This is a genomic window from Prescottella subtropica (assembly GCF_005434945.1).
GTDB classification, from domain to species: Bacteria; Actinomycetota; Actinomycetes; order Mycobacteriales; family Mycobacteriaceae; genus Prescottella; species Prescottella subtropica.
Map to the genome: position 1 here is coordinate 378,042 of NZ_SKCH01000001.1, position 15,539 is coordinate 393,580.

Below are 15,539 nucleotides of genomic sequence, written 5' to 3' on the forward strand. Positions count from 1 at the left end.
GGCGCTGCTCCCCTGTGCGCCTTTTTGGTAGCGCCCACTACCAAAAAGGCGCACAGGGGAGGGAGGCGCCTATTGTTCACATCCGTGATCATCGTGAGTACGGACGGCTCGTGCCTGAAGAATCCCGGCGGCGCGATCGGGTGGGCGTGGGTCGAGCACGACGGGCCGAGCGACTCCGGGGGCGATGTCTCCGGTACCAACCAGATCGCGGAACTGTGGGCGCTGGTGGAAGCGATCGTCGCGCATCCGGGGGAGGAACCGCTGGTCATCGAATCGGACTCGCAGTACGCCATCAAGTGTGCGTCGGAATGGCTACCCGGCTGGAAGCGCAAGGGCTGGAAGACGTCGTCGGGGGCGCCGGTGAAGAACCTCGAACTGGTGCAGGACATCGACCGGGCCATCACCGAGCGGTCCGGCCCGGTGCGGTTCCGGTGGGTGCGCGGGCACGTCGGAAACCACTTCAACGAGATAGCGGACCAGTTGGCAGGAGAGGCCGCCCGAGCTGTCCGCAGCGACCCGGCCGCGGCACGGCCGTGGCGTGGCCTCGCCACGACGACACCGGCCCCGGCACCCGAGCGGGCACCGGAGCCGGAGATGACACTGTTCTGAAGCCACCTGTGCGCCTTTTTGGTAGTTGCCACTACCAAAAAGGCGCACAGCACCACTTACGTCAGCGAGCCCTCGTGGACCTCGCGGACGAACTCGGGGAGCGGTTCGCCGGCGCGCAGGCGCGATGCCAGGGCCGGGTCGGCGAGGTGCAGGCGGCCGATCGCGATGAGATCGAATTCGCCGCCACCGATGCGCTTCTCGAGCTCGGGGATGTTGTCGACGACGGGTGCCGAGCCTTCGATACGGCTGTCGCGCAGCGACTTTCCGATGCCGACGCTACCGACGGCCATCGTGATCTTGCCGGTGACCTCCTTGGCCCAGCCGGCCAGCGAACGCTCGCTGCCCTCGAAGGCGGGGAAGTCGAAGCGGCGGATGCTGGCGTCGAACACGTCGACACCGGCGTCGGCGAGTGCACCGAGGATGATCTTCAGTTCCTCGGGGGTCTCGGCGATGCGGGCCGTGTAGTTCTGCTGCTTGTGCTGCGAGAAGCGGTAGAAGATCGGGTAGTCGTCGCCGATCTCCGCGCGGATCGCCTCGACGACCGCGACGGGGAAGTGGGTGCGGCGCTCGATGTCGCCGCCCCAGTTGTCGTCACGCTTGTTGGTGCCGGCCCACAGGAACGAATCCAGCAGGTAGCCGTGGCCGCCGTGCAGGGCGATGCCGTCGAAGCCGACGTCGATCGCGTTGCGGGCGGCGCGGGCGAACGCCGAGATGACGTCCGCGATGTCCTGCTCGGTCATCGCCTCGGTGGCCTGCTGCGCCCACGAGGTGTACGACTCCGGGTACGACGTGGTGCCCAGCGGTCCCCACTCGCCGGAGGGACGCATCGGCTTGATCGCGGGATCGACGGTGCCCATCGCACCCCACAGCGGGCCGACGTGCCACAGCTGCGGGATGATCTTGCCGCCGGCCTCGTGGACACCGTCGACGACCGTGCGCCAGCCGGCGAGGGCGTCGTCACCGAACAGGCGGGGGACGCGGGAGTTGTCGACGGAGCTCGGGTGGTCGATCGCGACACCCTCGGTGACGATCAGGCCGGTGCCGCCCTCGGCGCGGCGACGGTAGTAGCCGGCGACGTCGTCGCCGGGGATGCCGTCGACCGAGTAGGAGCGCGTCATCGGCGACATGACGATGCGGTTCGCGAGTTCGAGGGAACGGACCGTCAGCGGCTGGAACAGGGGAGATGAAGTGGTCATGTCGTCAGTGCCTTCTCGGGATCGTCCTTTAACCAAGCAATTGCTAGGTAGAGTTCCAGGTGTGTTCCGGGCCGTCAAACCGAGGTCTCACCCAGTGCGAGCCGCTCGCGGCTAGGGTCGGCGGCAACGCCTGCACGAGCTTCGACGGAGAGGGGACGCCCATGTGCGAACCGGTGGAGACGACACCCGACCGGGCGTCCGAGGTGGCCGACGTGGCCGCGTTCCGGGAGCGGCTGGGGTTGGAATCCCTGATCGACGTGCACACCCACTTCATGCCGCAGAACGTCCTCGACAAGGTGTGGGCGTACTTCGACTCCGCCGGCCCGCTCACCGGCCGGCACTGGCCCATCCGGTACCGCGCCGAGGAACAGACGCGGGTCGACCAACTGCGGGCCTTCGGGGTACGACGCTTCACGTCGATGCTGTACCCGCACAAGCCGGACATGGCGGCGTGGCTCAACCAGTGGGCGGCGGACTTCGCGGCCCGCACCCCCGACTGCCTGCACACCGCGACGTTCTACCCGGAGGCGTCGGCCCCCGGCTACGTCACGGACGCCCTCGACGCAGGGGCGCGGGTGTTCAAGTCCCACATCCAGGTCGGCGACTACGACCCGAACGATCCGCTGCTCGACCCGGTGTGGGGGATCCTCGGGGACGCGAACACCCCGATCGTGATGCACTGCGGCTCCGGGCCGGCCCCCGGACGGTTCACCGGCCCCGACCGCATCGCGGCCCTGCTCGCCCGCTACCCGCGGCTCCCGCTGATCGTCGCCCACATGGGCCTGCCCGAATACGTCGACTTCCTCGACCTCGCCGAGCACTACCCGAGGGTGCGCCTCGACACCACGATGGCGTTCACCGACTTCACCGAATCGGCCACCCCGTTCCCCCGCGACGCTGTCCCCCGCCTCCGTGACCTCGGCGACAAGATCCTGTTCGGCAGCGACTTCCCCAACATCCCCTACCGCTACCTCGACGCCCTCGAGGCACTCGAGCGCTTCGACCTCGGCGACGACTGGGTGCGCGGCGTCGTCCACCACAATGCGGCGACGCTGTTCGGACTCGGTTAGCTGTACTGCCCGGTGCTTCAACCCCGAGTCGCTGCTGCGGCGAGGATCTGGGCGAGGTCGCCGGGGCGGCTCCACATGGGCCAATGCCCGGTCGGGAGGTCGATGAGGTCGACATGGTCGAGGTTCGACACCTCGGCGAACATGGGATGACCCGCGTCGGCCAACTCCATGAGCTGCGCGCTCGGGATCGAACAGCACACCAGAGTGGTCGGGACCGCCAGACGCGCATCGTTGGTGAGTTCCACTTGTCGGCGCAGCACGGGACCGGGCTCCGGAACGGCCCGGGCTCGAAAACGCTCGAGAATCTCGGTGCTCAAGCCCTCGAGGCTGGCCTGCTCCCCGAGCACGTCGAAGGGCGGCAGCGGCAACTCGACCAGATCCTCGGGCGTATCCGGGGCGAAGACACTGCCGGACGCGACGGGTCCACTGTCGACCCACACCATCCGGCGGACAAGCTCAGGGTGCCGATCGAGCACCAGGCTCACCGGCGCGTTGGCTCCGCTGTGCGCCACGATGACTATGGGTCGGGCCTCGGAAGCCTCAGCCTGGGTCATGGTCTGCGCGATCGCCGCCGCCTGGTCGTCGAGCGTCCTGGACGCCCGCTCGGGGTCCCGCTCATCGAGGCCGGGCAGCGTCATCGAGATGGCTCGCCGGCCGTCAGCGGTCAGGTGTTCCAGCACCTCGTCCCACGCCCAGGCTCCCAGCCAATGGCCGGGGATCAGGACGATGGTCGGGCTACTCGCATTGTTCGTCACACCACGATGCTCCCGCACCACCCGGACAACGGTATGTCACCATTTCTGGCATGATTTTTTGCCGGGTCGGGACATGAAGAGGGCGGAACGGCTCCACGCCCTGTCCGAGATGCTGCGACGCAGCGGACCGCGTGGATGCACTGCCGAGCGCCTGGCACAAGAGTTCGGCGTGTCCGTGAGAACGGTCAAGCGAGACCTCACCGCACTCGAGAACAGTGGCGCGCCGATCTGGTCGCGCCCGGGCCCCGGTGGTGGCTACGGACTGGTCGCCCGAGGCGCCCTGCCCCCGGTCACCTTGACCCCGGCGCAGGCAGTGGCGCTCCTCGCGGCGGTCTCCGCCGCACCCGACGCCCCCTACGCCGATCTCGCCTCGGCGGGCGTGCGGAAGATCATGGACGTGCTCGATCCACGGACCCGGACGAAGGCCGACGAACTGGCCGGTCGCATCTGGGTCGACGCTCCTTCTCCTCCTCCGCGAGCGATCAAGTCGGCGTTGGAGGAAGCGATGGCCGAGCAGAGGGTGGTGCGTATCCGCTACACCTCGCGTGACGGCGACACGACGACCCGGGACGTCGAGCCGGTGATGTTCGCCTACACGAACGGCAATTGGTACCTGATCGGGTGGTGCAGGCTGCGCGACGGGATGCGGTGGTTCCTCGTGTCCCGTATCGAGCGCGCCGGCGTCACCACCATCGCCTGCAGCGGCCACGGTATCGACGAGATCGGAACCCCGCCGGAGACAGCACGGCCCGTGAACAGTCAAGGGTGAGTGAGGTACTCGATCAACGTCCCCGGTCGGTACGTTCAGCCGGCATCCGGATCGGCCGGGCCGTACAGCCTGCAGAGGATTGCGTGCTGGTTCGGCAGCAGGCCGATGGTGGCGAGCGCAGCCGCGAAGGTGGAGCTGCCGGGAATCGTGAAACCGCTTGCCGCGGAGGTGTGCTGACGAACCGCGCCCCCGCCGGTGAACATATCTCACCGACAGGGGTGCGGAAGGTGTTGCGTCAGTTCAGGTCTTCGGCGATCACCTTCGCCATGTTGCGTTCGGCGAGTGCGGTGATGGTGACGAACGGGTTGACGCCGACGTTGCCGGGGACGAGGGAGCCGTCGACGACGTAGAGGCCGGGGTGGCCGGGGAGGCGGCCGTAGTTGTCGGTGGCCTTGTTCAGGACGCAGCCGCCGAGCGGATGGTATGTGAAGTTGTCGCCCCACGTCTTGTACAGGCCGAACAGGTCGGTGCGGTAGATCGTGCCTTCCTTCTTGTTGATCTTGTCGAAGACCTTCTTGGCCATGTCGATGCCGACCTGGTTCTGCGACTGCGCCCAGGTGAGGTCGACCTTGCCGGTGCCCGAATTGAACTGGAAGCGGGCACGTTCCGGGTTCTTCGTGATCGCCAGGTACAGGCTGACGAACGTTTCGAGGCCGGCGGGCAGCGGGGCGATCTCGGCGAAGATCGGGGCGGTGGGGTCGTCCCAGTTGTCGATACCCATGGTCGGGATGGTGGCCTGCTGGGAGCCGGTGGCGTCCCACGCGTGGTTGGCGCGGCCCACCATGATGTTGCCGTTGTTGCCCCAGCCCTCACCCACCTGCGACGGCAGGTTCGGCAGGTGGCCCTGCGCCTTCATCGCCACGAGCAACTTGCTGGTGCCGACGCTGCCGGCGGCGAAGAACACCCGGTCGGCGGTGACGGTCTTGGTGGCGACGACGTTGCCCTGCTCGTCGATCTGTTCCATCGTGACGCTGTAGCCGCTGCCCGACGCCGGCGCGACCTGCGTGACGCGGTGCAGCGTGGTGACGGTGAGCTTGCCGGTCGCGGCGGCCTGCGCGAGGTACGTCTTGTCGAGGGACTTCTTGCCGTGGTTGTTGCCGTAGATGACCTCGCCGCCGAGACCCGACTTGGTGACCTGCCCGGCGGCTTCCTTCTTCATGTAGTCGAAGTCGTACACGTTGGGCACGAACACAGTGTTGAAACCGGAGCGCTGCGCAGTCTTGCGGCCGGTGCGGGCGAACTGGTACCACGGCGTCGACTCGAACCACGACTGGTCGATGTTGTTGACGCCCAGTCCGGTGTTGGCGCGCGGAAAGAAGGTGCCGTACATCTCGTTGGCGTCGACCGAGGGCAGGATCTCCTCGAACCAGGCGCGCTTCGGGGTGACGGCCATGCCGCCGTTGACGAGCGAGCCACCGCCGACGCCGCGGCCCTGGTAGACGCTGATGCCGCCGAAGCGTTCGCAGTCGAGGACGCCGGTGTACTTGTCGATGCTCTTGTCGATGCCGAAGCCCATGAAGTTGCTGACGGGCTGGGCGGTCTTGTCGGACAACCACATCGAGCGCTTGTCGGGGTTGAGCATGCCACAGAAGGCGTCGCCGCCGGTGGTGTCCCAGCTGCGGCCCATCTCGACGATCTGGGTGGGGATGCCTGCCTGTGTCAGGCGGAGGGCGGCGACTGCGCCACCGTATCCGCTGCCGATCACGAGTGCCGGAATACGGTCGCCGTCCGAGAGCGCGCGGCGGGGTGCGGCGGAGGCGGTGGCCGAGGTTGCGGAGAGCGCCACGGCTCCCGCGGCCACGCCCGCTCCGGCGATGAATCGGCGGCGTGAGACGGATGCAACCCCCCGAGTTGCAGCAGTCTTGTTCGCCCGGTTTTCGAACATGTGTCTCCTCTGTCGGCGGTTTGTTCGGTTGCCTGGACAGCTGTGCAGGCTGCGAGCGTTATACCGCCGACAGAGGAGGTTACGAGGCAGTACCGGAAAATTGGTACACCCCGGATGGTTGTCGCGTATCAGGCCTCGACGGGGGCCTCGGTGGCGAGCGCGAACTTCTCGAGGCCGGCGACACCGTAGGCGGCGTAGGTCTCGTACGGGCCACGGCCCGAGAAGTACGGCGTCATCTGGCCGGCGAGCTCCTCGACGGAGAACTCCGAACCTGCGGCGTCGAAACGGTTCTCGACCTGCGGTGCGGCCATGAGCGCGACCATCTTGCCGTAGACCACGAAGACCTGGCCGTTGATCTCGTCGGACGCCGGCGACGCCAGGTAGTTGACGAGGGTGGCGACACGCTCGGGGGCGAGAGGATCGAGGCCCTGGGTGCCGCTGTTGTCCTCGGTGCCGAACGCCTGGGCGGTCATTGCCGTCCGGGCGCGCGGGCAGATCGCGTTGGAGCGGACACCGTAGCGGGACAGGCCCTGCGCGCTGGACAGCGTCAGCGCGGTGATGCCGGCCTTGGCGGCCGAGTAGTTGGGCTGGCCGGCGGCGCCGAACAGGAACGCCTCCGACGAGGTGTTGATGATGCGGCCGTAGACGGGGGCGTCGGCGGCCTTGCTGGCGGCCCGCCAGTGCACCGCGGCGGCGTGCGAGGTGGCGGCGTGACCCTTGAGGTGGACGCGGATGACGTCGTCCCAGTCCGACTCGGACAGGTTGAAGATCATCTTGTCGCGGAGGATGCCCGCGTTGTTGACGAGGATGTCCATCGAACCGAAGTTCGCGACGGCCTCGGCGACCATGCGCTCGCCGAGCGACCAGTCCGACACGTCGCCGGTGATCGCGAGGGCCTGCCCACCGGCGGCCTTGATCTCGTCGACGACGTCGTGCGCGGCGGCACCCATGTCGTTGACGACGACGGCCGCGCCGGCCTGCGCGAGGCCGAGGGCTTCGGCGCGGCCGAGGCCCGCACCCGCGCCCGTGACGATGGCCGTCTTACCGGCCAAGCTCAGATTCTCCACCATGTCAGGCTCCTTTTACCTTTCGTGCAGTTCCCTAAAAACTAGTATTCATTCTAGTCGAATTGCAACGGGTTCCCACTGACTGCGACCGGCGTCGTCGACGCGGCCCGCCACGGATGACGTGCACCTCGACCGTTCACACCGCCACCGCCGGGGTGACCCATCGGTTCGTTCCGGTGCGCAATACCGAAATATGTTCTACCAAACCCGCTGTGATGCCCAGCACACAAGCGTCCGATTTGTGGTAGAACGCACTCTATTCGTAGTGCGAACCACCTGAAGGGCCAGTCATGTCACTCAATCTCGCGGATCTGACGGAAGCGGTGGTCGACGCCATCCCGGACAAGGTTGCACTCGCGTGCGGTTCCGAGTCGCGGACGTTCGCCGAGTTCGACGCCGGCGCCAACCGCATCGGGCACTTCCTCGCCTCGCAGGGTGTGCAGCCGGGTGACCACGTCGGCCTGCACGCGCGCAACAGCATCGAGTTCGTCGAAGCGCTGCTCGGCTGCCTCAAGGTGCGGGCCGTCCCTGTGAACGTCAACTTCCGGTACGTCGACGCCGAACTCGAGTACCTGTACAACGATGCGAAGCTGAAGGCCGTCGTGGCCGACGGCGAGTTCAGCGACACCATCGCCGCGGTGCTGCCCACCTGCCCCGAGCTGAAGCACATCGTGCTCGTCGGGGAGCCGGCCGGACCGGCGCTCGCCGACGCCGCCGCCACCGCCGGGGTGTCCGTCGCCGACTACCACAAGGCCGTCGCCGACCAGTCGCCCGAGCGGGGCTTCCCGGAGCGCTCCGACGACGACATCTACATCATCTACACCGGCGGCACCACGGGCATGCCCAAGGGCGTCATGTGGCGGCACGAGGACTTCTACCACGCGGCCCTGTCCGGCGGCGCCGTCATGGGCGGCGACCCGATCCTCACCCCCGAGGAGCTCGGCGCGGCCGCCGCCGCCAACCAGTTCTCCATGACGTACCTGGTCACCGCGCCGCTGATGCACGGTGCGGCGTCGTACTCGCTGTTCACCTGCATGTTCATGGGCTCCAAGCAGGTTCTCATGCCCAAGTACGAGCCGGTCACCGCACTCGAACTCGTCCACGAACACAAGATCAACGTCGTGATGGTGGTCGGCGACGCCATCGCCCGCCCGCTCGCTGACGCGATCGAGGAGCACGGCGACCGGTTCGATCTGAGCACGCTGTGGATCATCGGCTCCGGTGGCGCACTGTGGTCGGCCAGCGTCCGGGAGAAGCTGGGCAAGCTGCTGCCCAACACGTACCTGCGGGACGCGTTCGGCTCGTCCGAGTCCGGCAACGACGGCGAACTCAAGAAGGACGAGGACGGACTGCTGCGGATGCCGCCGTCCCCGAAGGCCCGCGTCGTCGACACCGACTTCTCCACCATCGAGGCCGGCTCGGACAACGTCGGTTACCTGGCCCGCGCCGGGCACGTGCCGCTCGGCTACTTCGGTGACCCGGTCAAGACCGCGGCCACCTTCCCGGTCGTCGACGGCGTGCGACTGTCCGTGCTCGGCGACCTCGCCCGCGTCGAGGCGGACGGCACCATCGTCGTCCTCGGCCGCGGCTCGTCGTGCATCAACACCGGCGGCGAGAAGGTGTACGCGGAGGAGGTCGAGGAGGCGCTCAAGAGCCACCCCGACGTGCTCGACGCGCTCGTCGCCGGCATCCCGGACCCCACCTACGGGCAGCGGGTCTCCGCGGTCATCTCGGCCCGCGGCGGCGTCGACGACCTCGACGAGGACGAGGTGATCGCACACTGCCGCACCAAGATCGCCGGCTACAAGGTGCCGCGCACCGTCGTCGTCGTCCCCGACGTCGTGCGCTCGCCCAGCGGCAAGGCCGACTACCGGTGGGCCAAGACCACGCTCGAGGCTGCCGGCTGATCCGGTCCTGACACACGAACGGCCCGCCCCTCGCATCCGGAGGGGCGGGCCGTTCTGCGGTTACGGGGAAGCGGTCAGCTGCCGGCGCGGGCCAGCAGGTCGACGGCCTTCGGGCTGCCGTTGAGGGCCCGCGAGGTGCGGCGCGCGATCTTCCACTCGCCGTCGACCTTGACCAGCTCGAACCGGTTCGCGGTCACCCGCCACACCCGGAACGAATCGGAGTCGGTGTTGCGGCGCAGCAGCTGCGAATGGCACGTCACGATCGCAGTGTCGCCGTCGACGACGATGTGCATCGGGTCGAGCAGATGACCGCAGCCGCCCTTGATGTAGTCCTGGTGCGGGCTGGTGCGGACCATCTCCATGATCTCCTCGCGACCGTCCATCATCCGCACGTCGACGTCGTACACCGCGTCCTCGGTCCACAGCGCACCCACCTTCTCGGCCTGGCCGGCGTCCACGGCCGGGCCGTACGCGGTGATGAGCTCCTGGATGGCGAGCTTGTCCTCGAGCAACTGGACCCGCTCGAGCAGGGACTGGACGAGTGCGGCGGTATCGGTCATCGAATCTCCTAGTGCGTCGGTGTGGAGGTGGAAATCAGCGGTGCGGAGGCTCGAACGCGAGCCCGAGCTCGACACCCAGATCGCGCAGCGCCTCGAGCTGCTCACGGAAGTGCGCGGGCCCGGTCGAGGCGATCGACGCGCTCGCGACGGTGGCGCCGGCGTCCCGGCGGCGTTCGAGGGCGCGGGCCGTGCGGTCCCGGTCGCCGAGCGGGTCGAGGGGGCCGCCGGCGCTGAGGACCACCTCGAAGCGGTCCGGGACGTCGACCTTGCCGAGCATCGTCTGGAGTTCCTCGAGCCGCAGCCCGAACGGCACCCAGCCGTCACCGTGGGTGACCGCGCGGCGCAGCGACCGCAGGGTGCGTCCCCCGATCCACAGCGGCACCCGGTCCTGCTCGGCGTGCGGGTCGACGACGAGGTCCTGGAAGTCGTAGAACGTGCCGTGGTACTCGGGCACCCGGCGCGACAGGCCCGCCCGCAGTGCGGCGAGCGCGTCGTCGGCGCGGGCGCCACGATCCTCGAACGGGGCGCCGATCAGATCGAACTCTTCCTTCAGCGTGCCCACTCCGAGACCCAGGACGAGCCGTCCGCCGCTGACGACATCGAGGGTGCCGTAGCGCTTGGCGATCTCGAGCGGGTGGTGGTAGCCGAGGACGAGGACCTGGGTGGCCAGCCGGATCCGGGTGGTGCGGGCCGCGAGGTAGCCGAACGTGGCCAGCGGATCCCAGTACGTGCCGCCGCGGCTCTCGGCGACGTCGACGGGCACGGCGACGTGTTCGCTGCAGGTCACGTGGTGGAAACCGAGCCGGTCGGCGGTCTCGGCGATCGCGGCGAGATCGTCGATCCCGCCGGTGCGCTCCCACTCCGCGTGGGCGCCGGGAAGCCGGACCACGATGGGGGAGACGATTCCGATGTGCATCACTGCGCCTCCGTTGCTGGGTCGAGCGGCATCGCCTCAGTTTCTACCGGGTGGGCCGGGTGGTTCGCTGCGGTTCTTCCGTTCACCGGGAACGTGCCGGAGCCGATCGCACGTTGCCTCCGAGGGTGCGGATCGGCGCCGCACCGGCCATGATGGCGGTGTCCGATCCGGCCGGGTCCGTGGGTGGTCCTGTGAGATTCGTCCACAAATACTCCCGCCCAGCGGGATGGACCTGCTAACCTGTCAGAATTCATTTCAATTTTGCATCGCACCGCCCCTCCGATCAGGGGCGCGGACGCTGTTTTGGAGGTGTCGATGACCATCGTCGATCCCAGTGAGGCCGTAGCCGCTCCCGCGGCACGCCGCGAACTGCCCCCGTCCATGGTCGAGCGCATGACCCTCATCCTCGACGCATTCGACGGCCGCGCATCCCGGCTCACGCTCGAAGAGGTGGCCTGCCGGACCCAGCTGCCGCGTTCGACGGTGCACCGCATCCTCGACCAACTCGTCCGGCTCAACTGGGTGGAGCACGCGTCGTTCGGGTACTGCCTCGGACGCCGCGCACTCGGTCTCGGCGGCGGCGACGGCGGTCACAGCGAGATCCGTGCCGCCGCGGCCCCGCTGCTGCACGAACTGCACATGCAGACCGGCATGGTCGTGCACCTCGCGGTCCTCGACGGCAGCGAGAGCATCTACCTCGACAAGGTCGGCGGACGATTCGCGACCACCCTGCCGTCACGGGTCGGTGGACGTGGCCCCGCCTACTCCACCGCCGGTGGCAAGGCGATGCTCGCGTGGCTCGACCCCGAGCGTGTCGACGGTCTGTACGAGGAGCGGCTCAGTCGCTGCACCGACCGCACCATCACCGACATCGCGACCCTGCACCAGGAACTCAACCGGATCCGGCAGCGCCGCGGTCTCGCGTTCGAGCGCGGCGAATCGGTCCGCGGCGTCGCATGCGTCGGTGTCGCGATCCGTGGTCACGACGGCCCGGTCGCCGGGATCTCGCTGTGCGGCGACGCCCGCACCGCGCAGCTCGAGCGCGTCGCCCCGCTCGTCGTCGACGCCGCCCGTGAGGTGTCCCGCACCCTGTACCCGGAGCTCGGTCAGCCGCGCCGCGGCCGCCGCGCCGCCGCCACCCCCGCCGACACGTGGTCGGCCGACGCGATGGACCGGCTGCTGTCGATCCAGAGCGGTCAGTGGATCTAGCGGGATCCGATCCTGTAACGCCGAACGGGAAACGGCGGCACGCATCCGGCTTCGGAGCGTGCCGCCGTTTCCCGTTCAGCGGTTCCGTGCGTCAGACGAGCGCGGGTGCTTCGATGCCGAACTTGCCGCGGAAGAACACCATGGGGCGTTCCTCGCACACGGTGTCGAGTTCGAGGACCCGGGCGATGATGACGTCGTGGTCGCCGGCGACGTGCACGTTCTCCACCTCGGCGTGGACGCGCATCAGCACGCCCGGCAGCGACGGGGTGTTCCAGCGGGACAGCTCCCAGTCGAGTTCCTCGTACTTGCGGCCGCGGCTGGACCCGAAGCGGCCGCACAGCTCGGACTGGTCCTCGTGCAGGACGTTGACGCAGAAACGGCCGGCCTCGCGGATCCGCGGCCAGGCACGGCCCCGGTGGTCGGCGCAGATGAGGATCAGGGCCGGCTCGAGCGACACCGACGCGAACGACTGGCAGGCGAACCCGATCGGGCCCTCCTCGTCGATACCGGTCACGACGGTCACGCCGGTCGCGAACTGGCCCATGACGCGACGCATCTCGTCGGGCGTCGGAGCACACGAGCCTGCCGTGGTCGGGCGTGCAATCGTCTCTGCGGTCATAAGCCACCTCCTGCGGAACTGTTCGAGCGGGACAACTGGTTGATGACGGCGAGCGTATGGTCGCCGGATATGCGTCCTGAACTGCGGTCTCGTTGAGCGGAAACGGACATCGGGAGGCCCGTGGAAGCCGGGAGGGTCTCGCTGATCGGGATGGGTGATGGCCGCCGTCCGTGCGGGCTGGCACCCTTCGCCCGGATGGGCTGTGACTCCACCGGACCCCACCGACAGTTGCGGACCCGGACGACACTGGCGACTACGCAGAGGCGACGATGACTACTGAGCTGAGCTACGAGGACACTCTGAAGGAACTGCACACCGACAACGGCGTGCTGCGCTACCACGAGGCCGGGGACGGGCCGCCGCTGCTGCTGCTGCACGGATCCGGTCCCGGTGTCACCGGCTGGCGCAACTACCGCGGCGTGCTCGCGGACTTCGCGAAGCACTTCCGCTGCTACGTGCTCGAGTTCCCCGGCTTCGGCGTCTCCGACCCGTGCGACGGCCATCCGATGGTCGAGGCCGTCGCCGCGGTTCCGGCATTCCTCGACGGGCTGGGCCTGGACAAGGTCCACGTCATCGGCAACTCGATGGGCGGCATCGTCGCCGGCCGGTTCGCGATGTCGCACCCCGATCGGGTGAACAAGATCGTCTCGATCGGCGGCATGGGCAAGAGTGTCGTCTCGCCCGCCCCCGGTGAGGGCATCAAGCTGCTCATGGAGTTCACCGACAACCCGACCCGTGAGGGCCTGATCCGCTGGCTGACGTCGATGGTCTACGACCCGGCGATCGTGACCGAGCAGCTCATCGAGGAGCGCTGGGCACTCGCGACCGAGCCGAAGACGCTCGAGATCGCGCGCCGCATGTACAGCTCCAAGGCGTTCGCCGCGATGGGCGCGGCCGCCGCGCAGTCCGACGTCGCCCCGTACTGGGCCCAGTTCGGCAAGATCAAGGCCCCCACCCTGATCACCTGGGGTCGCGACGACCGCGTCAGCCCCGTCGACATGGGCCTGCTGCCCATGCGCGACATTCCGAACGCGGAATTCCACGTGTTCCCCAAGTGCGGCCACTGGACCATGATCGAGGCGCGGGACGCCTGGATCGCCACGGTCCTGGCCTTCCTGTTGCGTGACGAGAAGTAGGCGAAACCCATGGCAGACAAGAAAGCCGGCAATGAGAACTTCGACACCATCGTCGACTTCCTGATCATCGGAAGCGGTGGCGGCGGCATGGTCGCCGGCATCACCGCGGCCGACCGGGGTATGTCGGCGCTGATCGTCGACAAGGGCAAGACGTTCGGTGGCTCCACCGCGATCTCCGGTGGCGGCATCTGGATCCCCAACGCCCCCGTGCTGCAGCGCAAGGGTGCGCCGAGGGACTCGAAGGAGTCGATCCGCCGCTACCTCGACATCCTCACCGAGGACAAGGTCGCCGGCGACCGTCTCGACGCCTACATCGACAACGGCCCGAAGATGATGGAACTGCTCGAGCGCAGCCCGCACGTCGAGTTCTACTGGGTCAAGGGCTACTCCGACTACCACCCGGAACTCGAGGGCGGACGACCCCTCGGCCGCACCGTCGAGTGCACCCCGTTCGACACCCGCAAGCTCGGTGACGACGAGAAGTTCCAGCGCCCCAACAGCATGAAGGGCCCGCTGGGCCTGTGGGTCACCGGCAAGGACTACCACGACCTCGCGATGGTCAAGCGCACGTGGCGTGGCCGCCGTGCCTCGATGGTCGCCGCGTGGCGTGTCGCGTCGAACGTGGTCCGTCGTCGCCACATGTCCACCGGTGGTCGTGCGCTCGTCGCCCGCATGCGGATGGCACTCAAGGACGCCGGCGTCCCGCTGTGGCTGCAGACGTCGATGACCGAACTGATCACCGACAGCAAGGGTGCGGTCGTCGGCGCCGTCGTCGAGAAGGACGGCAAGAAGGTGCGCGTCGGCGCCCGCAAGGGTGTCCTGCTCGCCACCGGCGGCTTCGAGCACAACAACGAGATGCGCGCCAAGTACCTGCCGCAGAACGGTGTCGACAACATCAGCATGGGCGCCCGCGAGAACGTCGGTGACGGCATCGTCGCCGGCCAGAAGCTCGGTGCGGCCGTCGACCTCATGGACGACGCCTGGTGGATGCCGTCGGTGAAGCACCCGATGGGTGCGGTCATCCCGCTGGTGTCGGAGCGGTCGATCCCGCCCTCGGTGATCGTCAACAAGGACGGCAAGCGCTTCACGAACGAGTCGGCGCCGTACGTCAACTTCGTGCACGACCAGATCGACGGCGGCCACGTCCCGGCCTACTTCGTCATGGACAGCAAGGCCCGCTCGCGGTACCCGTTCGCGCAGGTCCTGCCGGGTATGCCGTTCCCGCAGGGCTTCTACGACGAGGGCATCGTCCACAAGGCGAACTCGCTGAGCGAACTGGCCGAGAAGATCGGTGTCCCGCCGCAGAACCTGCTCGAGACCGTCGACCGGTTCAACGGGTACGCCCGCACCGGCAAGGACGAGGAGTTCGGCCGCGGCGACAGCGCGTACGACCAGTACTACGGCGACCCGACGATGAAGAACCCGGCACTCGACGAGATCACCAAGGGCCCGTTCTACGCGGTCCGCATCGAGGCCGGCGACCTGGGCACCAAGGGCGGTCTGATGACCGACGCCGAGGCCCGCGTCCTGCGTGAGGACGGCTCGGCCATCGACGGTCTGTTCGCGGTCGGCAACACCGCCGCCTCCGTCATGGCCAACGAGTACGCCGGCGCCGGCGCCACCATCGGCCCGTCGATGATCTTCGGTTACGTGGCCGCGAACTACGTCGCCGACAACATCACCGACCGCCTGTCGGCGACGGCCGGCAAGTAGTAGGTTCACGGAACTCCCGTGGTCATTCAGTGGGACTGGGAAACCGGCTCTGACGTGGTCGGATCCCAGTCCCGCTGAGCGGGAGAGGTCGTGATCCCCGATCCCGTTCCTGGGACCGTTCGAGACAC

The 15,539-nt window shown here is 68.2% G+C and carries 15 protein-coding genes; 7 read left to right on the forward strand and 8 right to left on the reverse strand.

Annotation, left to right across the window (positions count from 1 at the left end):
• Positions 1 to 84: 84 nt before the first annotated feature.
• A complete protein-coding gene (locus tag E0497_RS01725) occupies positions 85 to 609 on the forward strand; it encodes a ribonuclease H family protein (protein WP_137723035.1) in 525 nt (174 codons plus the stop codon).
• 56 nt (positions 610 to 665) lie between these two features.
• On the opposite strand, the gene E0497_RS01730 is transcribed toward E0497_RS01725, so the two are convergent.
• On the reverse strand, positions 666 to 1,805 hold the full coding sequence (locus tag E0497_RS01730; protein ID WP_137723036.1) for an NADH:flavin oxidoreductase: 1,140 nt from the start codon (positions 1,803 to 1,805) through the stop codon (positions 666 to 668).
• A gap of 161 nt (positions 1,806 to 1,966) precedes the next feature.
• Here E0497_RS01730 and E0497_RS01735 point away from each other — a divergent pair, with 161 nt between their 5' ends.
• Complete coding sequence (locus E0497_RS01735; RefSeq protein ID WP_137723037.1) at positions 1,967 to 2,875, forward strand: amidohydrolase family protein; 909 nt, start codon at positions 1,967 to 1,969, stop codon at positions 2,873 to 2,875.
• 17 nt (positions 2,876 to 2,892) lie between these two features.
• Here the strand turns inward: E0497_RS01735 and E0497_RS01740 are convergent, their stop codons facing one another.
• Positions 2,893 to 3,630 carry an alpha/beta fold hydrolase gene (locus E0497_RS01740; RefSeq protein ID WP_137723038.1) on the reverse strand — a complete coding sequence of 246 codons (738 nt, stop codon included), beginning with the start codon at positions 3,628 to 3,630 and terminating at the stop codon, positions 2,893 to 2,895.
• 73 nt (positions 3,631 to 3,703) lie between these two features.
• Between E0497_RS01740 and E0497_RS01745 the strand changes: the two genes are divergently transcribed.
• Entirely contained in the window at positions 3,704 to 4,399 is a 696-nt protein-coding gene (locus E0497_RS01745) for a helix-turn-helix transcriptional regulator (protein ID WP_137723161.1), read from the forward strand.
• Between the two features lie 35 nt (positions 4,400 to 4,434).
• On the opposite strand, the gene E0497_RS20370 is transcribed toward E0497_RS01745, so the two are convergent.
• The 3 genes from E0497_RS20370 to E0497_RS01755 form a co-directional block, all read right to left on the reverse strand.
• Positions 4,435 to 4,602 carry a hypothetical protein gene (locus tag E0497_RS20370; protein ID WP_161987376.1) on the reverse strand — a complete coding sequence of 56 codons (168 nt, stop codon included), beginning with the start codon at positions 4,600 to 4,602 and terminating at the stop codon, positions 4,435 to 4,437.
• A gap of 32 nt (positions 4,603 to 4,634) precedes the next feature.
• Positions 4,635 to 6,200: a GMC oxidoreductase gene (locus E0497_RS01750; RefSeq protein ID WP_479681061.1), complete on the reverse strand. Its 1,566-nt coding sequence runs from the start codon at positions 6,198 to 6,200 to the stop codon at positions 4,635 to 4,637.
• Between the two features lie 212 nt (positions 6,201 to 6,412).
• Positions 6,413 to 7,354: a 3-oxoacyl-ACP reductase gene (locus tag E0497_RS01755; protein WP_137723040.1), complete on the reverse strand. Its 942-nt coding sequence runs from the start codon at positions 7,352 to 7,354 to the stop codon at positions 6,413 to 6,415.
• Positions 7,355 to 7,641: 287 nt separating this feature from the next.
• On the opposite strand from E0497_RS01755, the gene E0497_RS01760 reads away from it, so the two are divergent.
• Positions 7,642 to 9,258, forward strand: a complete 1,617-nt coding sequence (locus tag E0497_RS01760; RefSeq protein ID WP_137723041.1) for an acyl-CoA synthetase — start codon at positions 7,642 to 7,644, stop codon at positions 9,256 to 9,258.
• 74 nt (positions 9,259 to 9,332) lie between these two features.
• Here the strand turns inward: E0497_RS01760 and E0497_RS01765 are convergent, their stop codons facing one another.
• A complete protein-coding gene (locus tag E0497_RS01765; RefSeq protein WP_137723042.1) occupies positions 9,333 to 9,818 on the reverse strand; it encodes a nuclear transport factor 2 family protein in 486 nt (161 codons plus the stop codon).
• A gap of 34 nt (positions 9,819 to 9,852) precedes the next feature.
• Positions 9,853 to 10,734, reverse strand: coding sequence for a TIGR03619 family F420-dependent LLM class oxidoreductase (locus E0497_RS01770; RefSeq protein WP_137723162.1), 882 nt, complete (start codon positions 10,732 to 10,734; stop codon positions 9,853 to 9,855).
• 315 nt (positions 10,735 to 11,049) lie between these two features.
• Between E0497_RS01770 and E0497_RS01775 the strand changes: the two genes are divergently transcribed.
• The gene (locus tag E0497_RS01775; RefSeq protein WP_137723043.1) at positions 11,050 to 11,943 is read left to right on the forward strand and encodes an IclR family transcriptional regulator; all 894 of its coding nucleotides are present in this window, start codon (positions 11,050 to 11,052) and stop codon (positions 11,941 to 11,943) included.
• 91 nt (positions 11,944 to 12,034) lie between these two features.
• Here the strand turns inward: E0497_RS01775 and E0497_RS01780 are convergent, their stop codons facing one another.
• Positions 12,035 to 12,562, reverse strand: a complete 528-nt coding sequence (locus tag E0497_RS01780) for a flavin reductase family protein (RefSeq protein ID WP_137723044.1) — start codon at positions 12,560 to 12,562, stop codon at positions 12,035 to 12,037.
• Between the two features lie 269 nt (positions 12,563 to 12,831).
• On the opposite strand from E0497_RS01780, the gene E0497_RS01785 reads away from it, so the two are divergent.
• The gene (locus E0497_RS01785) at positions 12,832 to 13,698 is read left to right on the forward strand and encodes an alpha/beta fold hydrolase (RefSeq protein WP_137723045.1); all 867 of its coding nucleotides are present in this window, start codon (positions 12,832 to 12,834) and stop codon (positions 13,696 to 13,698) included.
• Positions 13,699 to 13,707: 9 nt separating this feature from the next.
• Positions 13,708 to 15,411, forward strand: coding sequence for an FAD-binding protein (locus tag E0497_RS01790; RefSeq protein WP_137723046.1), 1,704 nt, complete (start codon positions 13,708 to 13,710; stop codon positions 15,409 to 15,411).
• The last annotated feature ends 128 nt before the right edge of the window (positions 15,412 to 15,539 follow it).